This window comes from Sinorhizobium sp. M4_45 (assembly GCF_002885915.1).
GTDB lineage: Bacteria > Pseudomonadota > Alphaproteobacteria > Rhizobiales > Rhizobiaceae > Sinorhizobium > Sinorhizobium meliloti_A.
The window spans coordinates 437,135-451,058 of record NZ_NWVE01000004.1; the positions used below are offsets into that span (position 1 = coordinate 437,135).

The following is a 13,924-nucleotide window of genomic DNA, read 5'->3' on the forward strand; positions in this document are numbered from 1 at the left end:
CTTACTCGTGGCGAAAGATCGCCACGAGTAACTGTGTCGTGTTACTATGCCTCTTGTTTTGCGAACGCCTTCATCGCCTTGAGGTTGCTTGCCGCGAGTCGAAGGAGGGTTTTCTGGTCGAGCACCAAATAGCTGGCGCGCGACTTGCCCTTGAACTGAATCTGTTGGCGCATCGACGACCTGTTGTCGGATGTCTGAACTAGTCCGGTTACCATCGATAGCACCGATTCCAGTTCCTTCGTATTAGGTTCATCGAATGCTTCGGCAACCTTGTTGCCAAGAACTGCAATGACCCGCCGGCCCGAGCGCTTCATCAGTATACCGAGAGGATTTTTCGGTTTCTTTGATCCCGGGTGGCTGATGCCCTCAAAACGGTGGGAGACGGCGATCTTCGAAACCAAGGTTCGCGCATATTGTGCAGCGCGCTCATGCTGCGGCTGACCTGCCTTCAGTAGTTCGTTCGACGCCTTAAAGACCCGTCGAATGGCACGAACCGGTCGGTCGCGGCTCCAACGGAATATCTGGGACTCTGAGAGCAGGTGACCGACGGCTGCAACGACAGCGAATTTCCTGGCGCGGCGCCTTGCCAGATTGTCTGCGTTGTCTCCGGCCAGCTCGTTCGTGTACATGTCGCACAGCTTCTTCGCCCTGTCGGTGATCCCGTGCCTGTCGGTGGCGAGGAAATGAAGCCATCGTTCGAAGTGATCGCCATTGTAGGTCTTACACAATTTCTCCAGTCTTCTGACATATTTTTCGGACTTTTGGGGAGGGAAGCTCTCAGGGCTGCCGAATATGCCGCCGGCTTCGCGCAGCGGAATATTGATGCCGATGAAGCGCGCGTCCTGGCCACTTGATTGCTGACGTCCCGGCAGCGTATCGACGGGCTGTTCCCCGGATATAAAGCCGAGCGTGCGCCATGACAGTTCTGGAAATTCCGCTGCAATCGAGGCTGCCTTCGAGCGACGCTTACCCATGCCGTTGGCAAGAGTGTAGACCAGCTTGGGTAGATCCTTGCGCTGCTGCTCGGTTAATGACGAAATCTCGTCCAGGCAAAGAATGTTGTCGTTGTGCTCGAAGCACAGCTCCTCCCAGCCGGTCGGCGTGAAGTCGAATTGCCGGAGCCGACGGCTCGATAGTGGTTGCGTGAGGGCGTTTGCCATAAGAAGTAAGGTGGTCTTTCCCGTTGATGAGTTCCCGACAGGGTAGAATGCGCACCCCTCCCTTTCTCCGATCAGATCCAAAATGGGGGAGGTGAACGCGAGGAGTGTCGCGAAGAGCAAGTAGTCGCTCCGTTTCACCCTCTTCTCAATAAAGTTGCAGAGTTCTTGGTCCAGGCGTCCGCCAGCCGCTAGGGACGTCCGAGCGGAGAACACAGCTTTGTGGACCCATTTGGTGTTAGCAGGCCCGATGGTCTTATGCGGCAAGACATATTCGTTCCCGTGCCACCCGCATCTGGTGGCGACCTTTGTTGATGAAGCGCTCGCGGTGGTACTTGCCGCGTCCAGCAGTAGCCGAATTTTGATGCGGGAATAGGCTGTCGGGAGACCGCCGTCGATCAGGGCCCGCAGGCAGCGGCGGTCATCGGACAAAGCACTGGCATCTACTAACGCGCGAGCGATCGTGCTGTTCTCATCCCGTGCTTCGAGAATACAATATGGTACGGGAGTACCCTCTACTTCGACTTTGTCGAACACCTGAATGCTAATAGGTTGCTTATTACTCATGGAAAAAACTCGGTTCGCGCAGCCGTATTCTGCTCACTGCTCATGCGGCCGGCAGCGGGTTGCGTATGTTGGGGGTGATCGGGGTGCAGTTTCGACACTCGCCCCTCAAAACGTTGCGCCGTTAGCCTCGAGGAGGCATTTGGCGCGAACTTTCAATCAAAGCTCCGACAAGAACCTTCATTTCAGTTTCGCGGAATTCGCGCCTCAAACGGCGTGAAAACCCATGCGTGATGAGCAATTCGTCGACGCCACATCTGGATAGCCATGCAAGCCATTCGGCGAAAACTTCGCCCGTCATCAGATTATGGCCATGCCCCGTGCGACCGTCCGCCCTTTCGTAAAGCACCCGAGATTCGGGGATGAACTTGAACAAATAGCTCAGGCGCTCGCCGAGTTGCTGAAGGGTTCTGACGGGTAGGATCATGACCGCCCGAGAAGCTCCGTTGGCAAGCTGCGCGAGAGCGGAGCGTAACGGTTGCTCAGGTACCCCATGAACAAGGAGGTGGCAGTGAGGTTCAAACGTCGCACCTTTGAGCGTTGGCCGAGCGGAAATCTCGATCGTGCCGATGGCGGTTAGATCAGGGAAGTCCCGGTGTACTTGGCGGAGAGCGCCTTCGATCGTTCTCCGGTAATTGCTTGCGTTGAAACGATGTAGATTGCCATCGCGCTTCTGGTGGGACGGTTTCGCATATGTGACGAAGTGCATGTCGTTCGAATGCGGTGCAAGCGTCACGAAAAGCTGTCCCAAAGCCCAGATACGGGCACGTTGTTGCTCAAGCAGGCAGGCGGCCGTTCTGCGGTCCTTGTCTAGGGAATGCCAACCATCATGCACGCTGCCGTCCGGCAGTTCGTATTCAGCATCTTCCAGCAGGGAATTGCGGTGGCTCTGAGCCGTAAGAGTGCCAGCAAGGGAGAACCGATTGCCTGCGTAAAACCGCTTCATGGCGTCGCGGATCGGAATTTCCCAGAGATGAAGGAAGCGCTCGAGGGAGTGGCGGTAATGCATGTTGTCTATCTCGCGTTGTTCAATTAGCTGGCTGATTGATTCAAGAACAAAGTCCACGTTCACTTCCCTCACCATGGCAGCCCCCTTTCGGAGGTCGAGCTTTTGGCGTTGCGGGCGATGTATGCGTGGATGTCCGACTGCCGATAGAAGATGCGGCTGCCGACCTGCACGTGCTTGAGGCCCGAGGTACCGGAACTGCGCCAGTTGGCGAGCGTCTTGGTGCTGATGCCGAGTTGCTCTGCTGCCCGGGCAGGAGAGAGAAGAGCGCCGGACTTCGCCTCGGCACCGTCCGATGTCGGTACCAGATCAAGCGGCATCGGCAGGTCAAATCGACCAGCGGTGTATTTGACGAGATTTACAAGGGCATCGTGCGCCGCACGCTGCTTGCGGTACTTAGTTTTTGATGGCTTCGCTGCCACGGCTATTCACCTTTCTCTCAAGGTGTTGGCCGGGTGCTTCAAGGATGGTTGCTAGACCAGTGCATGCCCCGACCAAACACCATCACGCGCACGAATGCGCAAGTTGAATGATGTCGATGTCGGGACCTACCCAATACGAGCGTGGGGAGGAGCTTTGCTCCATCTGCTAGTAAGGCGCCGCCCTGCTTCATGCCTTACATTGCCTAACGGTGTCGGCAGCTTTGATCGCTACCGACCGGGTCCTTATTTTGTGGGTCCACTTGGGGCTATCCCTCAAATGGCCGAGATGACCGTTAGCATCGTGTTCGGTGAGTGGACAACCGAATTGCTCGGATATGGTAAACAGCTGTGGAGAAGACCCTCATAGTTCCCCTCTCCGCCAGTTGCCTTCGAAATAGATCGAAATCATTACGGTTTTGGTGATGTGGGCGCAGGCACCCCACGCTTCGCCCCACATTTGCGGGTGGATTTCATCGGCCACGCTCGTACGTTGTCGGACAACGTTTAGCGGCCTTGCTTGAGCGATGTGCACGACAGGCTTTATCGGATTGGCATAGACAAGCCGCAGACGACACCTGAACGATGCGTCCCATTTGTAACCTCAAGCCTTAGGCCCAAGGCTACCCTGTCACAAATAAACCGTGTCAACTCAGATGTTACGCGCAGGTGCTTTCGCACGCAGTGCTACATCAGCCTGTACCCTGAAGCTACAGCGGCTTGCCGGCTGCCGTGCCATGCTGGTGATAGCCTTTCTTCACCGAAGCCTTCGAGCTCCCGCACAAACGCCCAAGTCACCGAACATGGCACCAGTCATTTACCGTATGAGATGGAGAGCCAACCGACGAGGGAGCAGGATGGTGGTACAAGCGAGCGTCCCCCCGCGGTTGCTGTCCTACGCCGAACAGCGTAAGGGTAGCGGCGGCTCTGATCGCTGCTTGGTTGCAGGAGAGCGGTAAGACAAGCAATATATTCTAGGTCTTTGCAATGACTGATGGCATTTTGCCAATCCCGAACATCCCACCGGGCCTGAAGGATGCAGCGCAGCGCGGAGTGCTGGTCCCTTTTGTCGGCGCTGGAGCATCGGTTCTTGCCGGTTGCCCGACATGGGCGCAATTGGCCGATGGGGCGCTGCGAGCCTGCATTGAAGCGAATAAGTTCACCTACGCGCAACTTGCCCAGATCGAGCATCTTTCACCACGGGTAAAGCTCTCAATTGCGCGAGGCATGGAGGCCGAACACCAAGTTAAGATTGACTATGCCAAGCTAATCAATCCCAGACGTGGCTATAAAAACAACGACCTCGGCAATCGTGTATATCGGTCGCTAGGAAAGCTAGGAAGAACGTTCGTCACGACGAACTATGACGCTTGGCTTGACACAGAGATTCCTGAAGCACACTCCCCCGTGAATCCTCCTGACGCGCCGCAGATGACAACGGCAAATTCACCTTCGAAACGTCGGGCGATTTTTGACGTGAACGAGTTTACCCCTGCAAACTTGAACCAACCACAGATGGTTTTCCACTTGCATGGATCGCTCGCTGATCCGAGTGGGATGGTAATTACAACGCGGGACTACCTGAGCCGCTATGCGAATGACCGGGCGGAAAACGAGCCGCAGCGTGAAAATCGAATGTTGACCTTCCTGAGTCACCTCTTTTCAACAAAGACTGTTCTTTTTGTTGGATACGGCTTGGAAGATTTGGAAATCCTCGAGTACATTATTCAGAAAGCGCGCATACCTTCCCCTAATGGGGAGGCGGAGGCGAGGCACTTTATGCTCCAGGGCTATTTCTCGCATCAAGCCGAGCTGATGCGTAGTCTTACACGTTACTACCGACAGTGCGATATCCAGCTTGTACCGTTTCAGCGCGACAAGAAAGATTGGACCCAGCTCATCGAAGTGCTCGAGCACTTTGCGGACGTGATGCCGGCGACTTCACCGCTCAATGTTCAGGTTCAAGCAGAGATGGAGGCCCTCCTTGGCTAACCTCACCTCCAAACTTGAGTCCTTTATTCAGATGATGCAGCAAGGCGACGAGTTCGCCCGGCACGGCTTTGATCTTTTGACGAAGAGGCCGGAGCCGGAGCAATACTTTGATGCTCTCAACGAGGCAGGTTTGTTCAATCCGTCTCATAGTTCGGGACCTGTACCGTCGAACGAACCTGGATTTGTTCAAATACCATTTTGGACCGCGCTGAACTATTTAGGAGCCGTCGCGAAACGCGCCGGCGAACTGAACAACAACCAGCTTGCAGACAAAGTGCTTGACGTCATTCGCGATGTAACGAATTTCCGCGATCAAAATGGTGAGCCGCGTGACAACTACCATACATATCACCAATTCGCAGATATTCTGGGCGTTCTGCCCGTTAGCGCGATAACAAAGAAAGACATCCAACTTGCAACTGTCTGGCTTTCGTCGCGCTTCGACCACGGCCTCGTTGGCCGTGCGCTTTGCAATGGTCTTCTGAAAAGACTTCTTGCGAGCGGCGGATCTGAAGACGTTGAGAAAGCGTGCCTCTTAATGAAGGAGTGCATGGCCTTCCGTTGGTTGCCCGAAGAGGGCCGGCGTGGACGCGATTTGGTGACAAATATCGACGATTACTGGCTCAAAGAGATCGTCGATAATTTCGCCAAAGTGCTGGGCGCAAAAGCCGAGGTAACCGCGGTCAAGATTTTCGAGGACGGTTTGCGCGCGATTTTCGCGGACTCGCGTCGCAGCTATGGTAGCACATTGTGGCGGCCCGCCATCGAGGACAATTATCAGAATTTGACCTTTCGTGGTCCGGAGAACCGGTTCGTAGATGGTATGCGGGATGCCCTCGCGGGATGGACAGAGACGAGACCTGATGAAGCCGCCGAATACGTCAAGAGCGCGCTGAAAGACGAAGTAGAGATTGTTCGACGCATCGCAATCCACACGGTTGCAGAGTATTTTGAGCTTCTCCGCGAGCCGTTCGAGGCTATTATTGAAGCCGACCTATTTACTTCAGCGCATCGACACGAACTTTATCGGCTTCTCAAAGAGAGATTTGCCGCTCTGTCGCAATCCGGCAAAGAAAAGATCATTACGGCGCTACAGTCGCTACGCAAACCAGAGAGTGGCGATGATCCCGACCGTCGCGTGAAATTCACACAGCGGGAATGGCTGACCGCTGTCAAAGACCATCCCGAAGCGGCTGGATGGTTTGCAGAGCTATCCTCCGATTATTCACTCGGATCTCCGACCGATCACCCCGAATTCCTCAGTTATCACGAAATGCGGGTTGGTCCTGGCCCAACTCCCTTCGCCGAAGAGTCGCTCACCGCATTCGCGGAGGACGGTACGATTGTCGATCGATTAAATGAGTTTAAAGAAAAGGACTCTTGGAAGGGACCGACTCTGGGAGGCTTGGTTGCCGCTCTTGAAGCCGCTGTAGCGGCTTCTCCAAACACCTTCCTCCCGCTTCTTTCCGACTTTCATCGCGCGAAAATCCCATTCCAGCATGCGCTAGTCTCCGGATTTAAGCGAGTATTTGACGGTTCGAAAAACGAAAGGTCCACACTCGACTGGAGCGCGGCATGGCCCAAGCTCATGACGTTCTTTTCCCAATGCCTGAATGACGACGTATTTTGGTCATCGAAGGCCGCAGAGAATGTCGATTTGGTTCCAACGCGTGCATGGATGCAAACTTCGATCGCCGATTTCCTCGAATCTGGCACGAAGAATGATGAAAATGCATACCCCCCGGAATTACTCCCGCAGGGCTGGGAACTGATTAAGATTTTGCTTGAACGAGCGGCGCTCGAGATTGCAAGTCCTACTGATCCGATGACACATGCGCTCAATACCGAAAAGGGCCGGGCTATTGGTGCCATGTACAATCACGCGCTGCGCGTTTGTCGCTTGGCTCAACAGAATAGTCACCCGCTGGAGGAAGCATGGGCAACACTCAAGCCGGTCTTTGACGCTGAGATTGCGAAATGCTGCAATGCTAATTTCGAGTTCTCGACACTGTCTGCCTCGTACATTGCCAATATTGACTACATGAGTCACGAATGGCTTCAAACTAACTTGAAGCGCCTCTTTCCAACCGAATACCCAGCCAACTTCCAAGCTGCCCTTGGAGGGCTCGCCTACGCAACGCCGACTCGGATGGTTTATCGGCTCGTGGCGTCCAACGGCATTCTCGATAACGCCTTCAAAGCCAAACTAGAGGACTCGTATAGTCAAAAGCGCCTCATCGAATGGATATGTCTCGCCTATCTATGGGGCGATGAAACTCTGGATTCGACATTAATGGAGCGTATTTTTGAGGGTGGCGTTGACGATCTCCAGAATGCTGTCGGGTTTTTTGAGGCGCTCCTTGGAGAAAAACTCACGTCCGAGCAGAATGAGCGCGTCCTGGCATTTTGGGCGAAGTGCCTCGAGTGGGCGCAAGCGCAGCCCGAAGCGCATGCCGACCTGCTTGCTGGCCTTGGCCGTCTGGCACCTTATGTGACGGCGCTCGACGCGCGGGCTAAAGGACTCTTGCTTGGCGTAGTTCCGTATGTCCATTCGGGCTACTCCACCGATCAGATGATTGAAGAGTTTGCACGGCTGGTCGATACAAATCCTGCCTCAACAATTGAGCTTCTTGAACGCATGTTCGATGCGAGCACCCCGCACTACGACATGGATAATAAGCTTAGGAATTTGCTGCATAAGCTCGCTGGCATGGGCTACCGCACCGAGGTGCTGCACTGCATTGAAAAGCTGCGCAAAACGTTGCCCGGTATGGTTGAATTCTACAAGCAGATCGTCGGCCGTTGAGGCTCACACGTCCGTCGGACTGGTGATCTGTCGAATACACATTCGAGCGTTCCTGTTCGTCCAGCAATCACCGTTCTTTTTCAGATTTCCGAGCTCCGCGTGAGCGTGACCCGAATTTGAAGTCTCGTTCCATTAGCCTCCAGCGTTGTCAGCGCCAATGCCGGTGTGCCGACAGTTTACGCTACCGCCTAGTTCTCCTACCTGCCGGTAGCGCAGGGGGCGTCGGAGAATTCGGCGGTGGTTCAACAAACAACGCACCAACCGGCACATCCAACACCTGTGCCAAGGCTTCGAGCGTCGCTACAGTGACGTTCTCTTTTCCCCGTTCGACACGGCCGACGTAAGCACGATCGATGTGGGCCTCCAATGCCAGCCGCTCTTGCGACAGCCCTTTCTCGACCCGCAGCTTGCGGAGATTCCAACCGATGATTTTGCGCGCATCCATCGGATGCAAGGAGCCTTATTCACGGCTTGATAATCGACGGACTGTTGATCCCATATTAATTTATGCCTGCTACTATGCATCGAGTCGGCGATGACGGGTGAACGGCGGAGTTGTTCAACATTTCTGAGTCCCGGCAGGGTTTCGCAGCGCTCGAAAGGTTTTGGCTTTGGGGATAAGTATGAACGCCCACTTCGGCACGGTCGTCGCGACAGTTGCGCTCCTCGCCCCAAGCACAATTGCTGGGTCCGCTTGTGCAGCGACCGCGTATGAGCTGCGGCATGCCGCCCAGCTTCTGAAAGAGCGTTTCGGGAATGTGTATTTTGTCGATGCCGCGACGGAGCTCGCACGCGCGGCGGCGGCGAGCAAGACGCTGATCCATGTTCTGGCGCAGGCGCTTGCCGTCAACGACGCTTGCGGGCTTGGGCTCGATCAGGCTCAGGTCGAAGATGTGGCCCGCCGTCTTGGGATCGATGGCCCGATCGGGCATGATTTCTACGGCGACCTTGGCGAGCAGATCGCTGAGGTGACGGGCGATGAGGCAGAAGCCGATTCGGCGGGCACATGCTCGGATGTTCGGGTGCTCTATGAAGCAGCCGCGCCGCTCGTCGAGTTCGAACTGGCCCGCTCGGCGCGGTCGAGCGAAGTGCCTGATGTGGAAGCCGAAGCACCCCCGGAACAGGAACTGGTAACGGGCCTGTCGGACTTGATCGTAACGGCAATGCTCTCCGGCACCTGCGAAAGCCTTGTGGTATTCGGCACGAATTTCTCGGAACATTGTGACGGTAGGATCGTCCAGTCGGTCTATAGCACGGGTCGGGCCGGATTTTCGCTCGCCATCGGCGATAAGGGTGGCACGGCGACTTTCAGCGGCATCGAGGGGATGAAGCCGGACGCCGATAGCCAGTTCCAGAGCTTTGACAAGGTTGTCTTCACCATTGGCCTCGAGGAGGTGCCACCCAATGTGGCGGCTGTTACGGGTAGCTGCGTATATGGCAATCCCTATAAAGGACCGGTGACGATCAGTTGTCAGGGCACCGACGCTGACAACAAGCCTTACCTGCTGCAGTTTAGGACTGACGGCAGCCCGCCTGCGATAACCGACTTTCGCAAGAAAGGAGAGGTTGAGGCTCTCTCTGCATCAGACAGCACAATCCAGTCGGCTGCGTCGGAACCGGCCGCAGAAGAGGCCAACCCCGTCAGCACGATTTCTGGGAGCGAGGGGGGCGCAACACCCAGCGCCAGTGCGCAGCCCAGCCACGACGATACCAAGACGGTACGGATCGCCTACAGCGATGACACCTTGACCGTACCGATGAAGATCGACCCGACAATCTCGGAAACCGCGCCGCTGATCGACGTCGAGCGGATGATCACCGATGAAGCGTTCGCGGGGCAGTCCTTCCCCGATTTCGTATGCCCGCCCGGTCTCGTCCTATGCCCGAAGACCGCCAGCGCGGAGGCTAAGGTGCTGAAGGCCTATGCCACCGGTGCCTATCAGCCGACCGAGCGTTGGTGCCGCGAGGTCGAGTGGAAGGCATCGGTTAATGGCCGAACGAACTACGCAAGCGGACTGCAAATGCAGATGCTGCAGGCGACCCTCGTCGCCAACAACGTCCAGCCCGGTACGGAAGAACGCAGCTTCAACCCCTACGGCTACTATCTCTACCGCGCCTTGATGGCGGCGGAGGTCTGCCTTGGGCTGCGGCAGTAGTGAAAGAGGACGAACGCAGGGGCCGCTCGCGGCCTCGCCGAAGATTTACCCGGCATAATGCCGTCGCCTGACCGCCGGTTTGCGGGCAAGGCCAGATGTAGTGCGTAGGTGCCAACAACCCCCATTCCAGTGGAGGCTTCAACCGATGATTTGAGACCAGCGATATCAGAAGCATTATTGGAAATGACCAGCATTCACATCAATTCCGGCGCGACCGCCGCCCTTCAGATCCTGCGCGCGATCAACGCCAATCTCACCATCACGCAAAAGGAGATCAGTTCCGGCCTGCGCGTTGGCGCGGCCGCCGACAATGCTGCCTATTGGTCGATCTCGACGACGATGCGCTCCGACAACATGGCGCTCTTCGCGATCGTCGATGCCCTCGGGCTCGCCGCCGCCGAGACCGACGTCGCCTATACCGGACTGCAAGCGACGATCGGGGTTCTCGACGGCATCAAGGCCAAGCTCGTCGCCGCAAAGGAAGAGGGCGTCGACCGGCAGAAGATCCAAGCTGAGCTTGAGCAACTGATCGGGCAGGCGGAGAGCATCGCGACCTCCGCGAGCTTCAACGGCGTCAACTGGCTGAACACTCATATCGCCGACCTCTCACCGCCTCCCCCGTCGAGATGCCGGCCGCGCTCAGCCGCTCGGCTTCCAGGACCCTGCAGGTGCAAACGCTGACGCTCGACATCGGCGACATCAGCCTGTTTAACAGCGATGGCGGCGGGGCGCTGCAGGCGGACGACCGTAGTGTCGGCAACATCAACGGCCTGACGACGGTGAGCGGCGCAACCGCCTTCGGTGTCAAGGCACGGGAGTCCTACACGTTCGCCGGGCCGATCACCCTGTCGGCAACGGACAGCATCGGCTTCGACATCATCGTCGATGCCGGCCCGCATTCCGCCGGCGTCACCTATCCGATCACCATCGACAAGGCGCTTGTCGACAGCCGCCTTGGCACCAGCGACGGCGTCATTGCCAACCGGAGCGCGATGATCAGCATCCTCAATCAGGCGATGGTCACTGCCGGTCTGTCCCGGGTTGCCAATGTCGGCACGGAGGCGAGCGACCGATTTCTCTTCTGGTCCTTGGAAGGGCTCGGCCTCGACGACGCCAGCATTGCCATCGGCAATCTGACTTCGACGCTTTCCGGTGGGGCGGCCGGCGGCTTGGAGAATCCACCGGTCACCGATATCGACAACAGCTATGCCGAGCTTTCCTTTTCCGGCGGGTCTTCCTCGTTCCGGCTGCACCCCGACGTCGTCATCGCCTTCGAACTCGTCACCCCGGATGGGGTCACCCAGACAATCACCATCGACCGGGCGACGGTCGATAGCGTGCTCGGCACGAATGACGGTCTCGTCAATGCCGGCCCGGATTTCGCCGCCGTGCTCAATGCGGTGCTGGCCGGAACCGGCGTGACGGAGACGGGCGCCGGTATCCAGACGACGCTCACAATTGATTCGACGATGTTCCCGACCGCCGGCAGCCGCTCGCAGTTCAGATCCTCAACTTGCGCGACAACATCGGTAGCCCGCCGGATTTCGATCTGGTCAATATCGACATCACCGCCGCCGGCGCCGATCTCGACAACTATCTCAGCGGCATAGAGGGCATGCTGGCGAAGGTGACCAGCGCCGCCATGCTCGGAGCGCTCGCAAGCCGCCTCGACCTGCAGGAGGTCTTCGGCCGGACGCTGCAGCAAACGATGACGGGGATCGGCCGACTGGTCGATGCTGACATGGATGAGGTATCAACGCGGTTGAAAGCGCTGCAAACGCAGAAGCCGATTGCCCTGCAGGCGTTGCAGCTCGCCAATGCTGACGCGCAGGCGACCGTGCAGCTGTTCCAATAGCGGCAGGCGGCGTGAGAGGCGTGCGCCAATGCCGTGAGCCATAGCCGGTTGCCGATTGCAATCGGAAGGCGAGGTGGCTATCAGTTGACTTGAGGTTTGGGGGCTGCTCTGAGAAACATCTTCGATCAATACCGTCATCCTGAGAATCGGCTGACGCACGCCTTTTTTTCGGCACTCGATCACGATCGAACGCTGCTGAACGATTTCCTACGCGTGTTCGTAAAATCGGGACACGGCCAGAAAGCACACGGGTTATCGTTGAGTGTCCAAACGATTCCCGGCAGGCCCGAGGCGCCCGAAGAGGATGAAAGCGACAGGCGCGGAATTCCGGACGCATGGATTCACAACGGCGATGACTGGTGCATCGTCTTTGAATCGAAGATCAATGCCCCGCTGAGTCCCGATCAGATTCGCCGCCATATCCGAGTCGCAGCCCAACTCGGTTTCACAAGAAGTACGGCCGTTGCCATCACCGCGCATTCCGCGCCGGTGAAGGTTTCAGACGGTGTGATCTCGACAACGTGGTCGCAGCTCTATCGTTGGCTCAGGAAACACTCCGACAACTTTTGGGCTCGACAAGCCGCAGGATATTTCGAGGCGCTGGAGGCGCGTATGATTGGTGAAGAGAACTTCACGTCAGGCACCCTGACAAGCTTCGCAGGTTTCCCCTTTGCGAAGGCGGCGGATTATTCGTATCTCGAAGGCAGGCGGGTTATCAAACTTGCGACTGAGGCGCTGCGCCGAGACAAGAGGCTGGAGGAGCAACTCGGAGTGGACCCCTCGATTCCCGGGCGATCGGCAATCACCGGCACGGACGAAGACTTTGTCTGGGATTATCTGTCGCTGCGGACATTGAAGGCTTCGGCATCTCACACCAATCACCCACATTTAACGCTCGGCGTCGGCCAGATCATCGACGTGATGATCACGATTCCGAATGCGATCAAAACGCCGTTTCGTCGGGCGTTAATCGGCCTTGGGAAAGAAGGCTTTCGAAATCTCGTGCACGAATTTCTGTCAAATATGGAAGCAGAAGTACTCTCGGTAGAACACTTTGCAGCGCCGACGATGAGAGCCATCCAGAGACGATATCCTTCCCAGCGAGCGGTGCCTTTCGTTGACAGCTTGTTGGAGTTCGACCTGCGCACGGCCTTCGATGGCGGGGACCCCGTGAAACTTCAGCCGGAATGGCTTGAGGCGGCATTCGCTGCGTTCACCCATAAGAATTCGAATCTGCAGATTCAGCTTGGGGCGAAGTTCGAAATAAAAAAATGTCCGAGCATGCTTGAAGAGAGCGCCCTTGACCTAATTGCAAAGACGTGGCTGGCTGGCAAGTCACTCATCGACCATGAGTTGGCCGGCGCCTGAGCGAGGCCAGATTCCTCACGGCTGCAGCGCTAACATCCGAATTATTCCTGCGCCGAGCTGTCGGGTAGTCTTCTGTTCACCTCCCGCGCTGAGGAGGTCGAATCCGATTTCATTGGCGATGCGCCGCAGGACAGGCTTTGGCGGTTCGACCTTCCTGTCACCTTCGAATGCCAGAATGGTGCCGTTTTCGTACTGCTTGAGGGTATATGAGTCGTAAGAGGCGGACGCCACCACTGCCAAATTCTCCACCGGCCGCGTCGGCCGCTGGATTTCAATATAGAAGGTGAGCCCATTGCCGAGTCTGCTGCGCGCTTCGAAGGCTGTGCAATCCAGCAATGTTTCGACCGAAACGCCATTCTCCTCGTTCACGTTGATCCGGAGGATCACGATGCGATCGACCTGATCGAACGTGTTCGGATTGAAGGCTACGCTTGTGCTGGACGTGATCGTTTTCACCGATATGCGCTCGTTGTCTGCGTGTTTCGTTAAGTCCCGGACACCGATTTCAGTAAGTCCCGGACAGCAATTCCGCTAAGTCGCGGACAGCGATTCCGCTAAGTCCCGGACAGTTACCGGGCGGATTTGATGGTCGGTCTTCGGC

Annotated in this window: 11 protein-coding genes and 1 pseudogene; 7 read left to right on the top strand and 5 right to left on the bottom strand. The window is 56.8% G+C overall.

Annotated features, from left to right (window positions below):
* Positions 1 to 44: 44 nt before the first annotated feature.
* From CN933_RS15135 to CN933_RS15145, 3 genes are all read right to left on the bottom strand, one after another.
* Positions 45 to 1,724, bottom strand: a complete 1,680-nt coding sequence (locus CN933_RS15135) for a DUF927 domain-containing protein (RefSeq protein WP_102761799.1) — start codon at positions 1,722 to 1,724, stop codon at positions 45 to 47.
* 121 nt (positions 1,725 to 1,845) lie between these two features.
* Positions 1,846 to 2,805 (bottom strand): hypothetical protein, encoded by a 960-nt coding sequence (locus CN933_RS15140; RefSeq protein WP_102761800.1) that lies wholly within the window; start codon positions 2,803 to 2,805, stop codon positions 1,846 to 1,848.
* Positions 2,799 to 3,149, bottom strand: a complete 351-nt coding sequence (locus tag CN933_RS15145; RefSeq protein WP_210204018.1) for a helix-turn-helix domain-containing protein — start codon at positions 3,147 to 3,149, stop codon at positions 2,799 to 2,801. The genes CN933_RS15140 and CN933_RS15145 overlap by 7 nt, the downstream gene beginning before the upstream one ends.
* Positions 3,150 to 4,133: 984 nt before the next feature.
* Between CN933_RS15145 and CN933_RS15150 the strand changes: the two genes are divergently transcribed.
* Together CN933_RS15150 and CN933_RS15155 are read left to right on the top strand one after the other, a co-directional pair.
* Positions 4,134 to 5,138 carry an SIR2 family protein gene (locus tag CN933_RS15150; protein WP_102761802.1) on the top strand — a complete coding sequence of 335 codons (1,005 nt, stop codon included), beginning with the start codon at positions 4,134 to 4,136 and terminating at the stop codon, positions 5,136 to 5,138.
* The gene (locus CN933_RS15155) at positions 5,131 to 7,944 is read left to right on the top strand and encodes a hypothetical protein (RefSeq protein ID WP_102761803.1); all 2,814 of its coding nucleotides are present in this window, start codon (positions 5,131 to 5,133) and stop codon (positions 7,942 to 7,944) included. The genes CN933_RS15150 and CN933_RS15155 overlap by 8 nt, the downstream gene beginning before the upstream one ends.
* Before the next feature lie 181 nt (positions 7,945 to 8,125).
* Here CN933_RS15155 and CN933_RS15160 read toward each other — a convergent pair whose 3' ends face one another.
* Entirely contained in the window at positions 8,126 to 8,389 is a 264-nt protein-coding gene (locus tag CN933_RS15160) for a helix-turn-helix domain-containing protein (protein WP_102761804.1), read from the bottom strand.
* A 178-nt stretch (positions 8,390 to 8,567) separates the two neighbouring features.
* Between CN933_RS15160 and CN933_RS15165 the strand changes: the two genes are divergently transcribed.
* From CN933_RS15165 to CN933_RS15185, 5 genes and pseudogenes are all read left to right on the top strand, one after another.
* On the top strand, positions 8,568 to 10,100 hold the full coding sequence (locus CN933_RS15165; RefSeq protein ID WP_102761805.1) for a hypothetical protein: 1,533 nt from the start codon (positions 8,568 to 8,570) through the stop codon (positions 10,098 to 10,100).
* Positions 10,101 to 10,283: 183 nt separating this feature from the next.
* Positions 10,284 to 10,688 (top strand): annotated as a pseudogene (locus CN933_RS15170) (flagellin N-terminal helical domain-containing protein); the annotation flags it as partial.
* Positions 10,689 to 10,768: 80 nt separating this feature from the next.
* Complete coding sequence (locus CN933_RS15175) at positions 10,769 to 11,710, top strand: hypothetical protein (RefSeq protein WP_102761807.1); 942 nt, start codon at positions 10,769 to 10,771, stop codon at positions 11,708 to 11,710.
* On the top strand, positions 11,614 to 11,955 hold the full coding sequence (locus CN933_RS15180) for a flagellin (protein ID WP_146032668.1): 342 nt from the start codon (positions 11,614 to 11,616) through the stop codon (positions 11,953 to 11,955). Before CN933_RS15175 ends, CN933_RS15180 begins: the two co-directional genes overlap by 97 nt.
* A gap of 96 nt (positions 11,956 to 12,051) precedes the next feature.
* Positions 12,052 to 13,323 (top strand): hypothetical protein, encoded by a 1,272-nt coding sequence (locus CN933_RS15185; protein WP_102761809.1) that lies wholly within the window; start codon positions 12,052 to 12,054, stop codon positions 13,321 to 13,323.
* A gap of 15 nt (positions 13,324 to 13,338) precedes the next feature.
* Here the strand turns inward: CN933_RS15185 and CN933_RS15190 are convergent, their stop codons facing one another.
* Positions 13,339 to 13,779, bottom strand: coding sequence for a hypothetical protein (locus CN933_RS15190; protein ID WP_102761810.1), 441 nt, complete (start codon positions 13,777 to 13,779; stop codon positions 13,339 to 13,341).
* Positions 13,780 to 13,924: the final 145 nt, after the last annotated feature.

Coding starts and splice junctions, on each gene's coding strand:
- CN933_RS15165 (WP_102761805.1), top strand. CDS start 8,568: ATGAACGCCCACTTCGGCACGGTCGTCGCGACAGTTGCGCTCCTCGCC.
- CN933_RS15135 (WP_102761799.1), bottom strand. CDS start 1,724: ATGAGTAATAAGCAACCTATTAGCATTCAGGTGTTCGACAAAGTCGAA.
- CN933_RS15160 (WP_102761804.1), bottom strand. CDS start 8,389: ATGGATGCGCGCAAAATCATCGGTTGGAATCTCCGCAAGCTGCGGGTC.
- CN933_RS15150 (WP_102761802.1), top strand. CDS start 4,134: ATGACTGATGGCATTTTGCCAATCCCGAACATCCCACCGGGCCTGAAG.
- CN933_RS15140 (WP_102761800.1), bottom strand. CDS start 2,805: ATGGTGAGGGAAGTGAACGTGGACTTTGTTCTTGAATCAATCAGCCAG.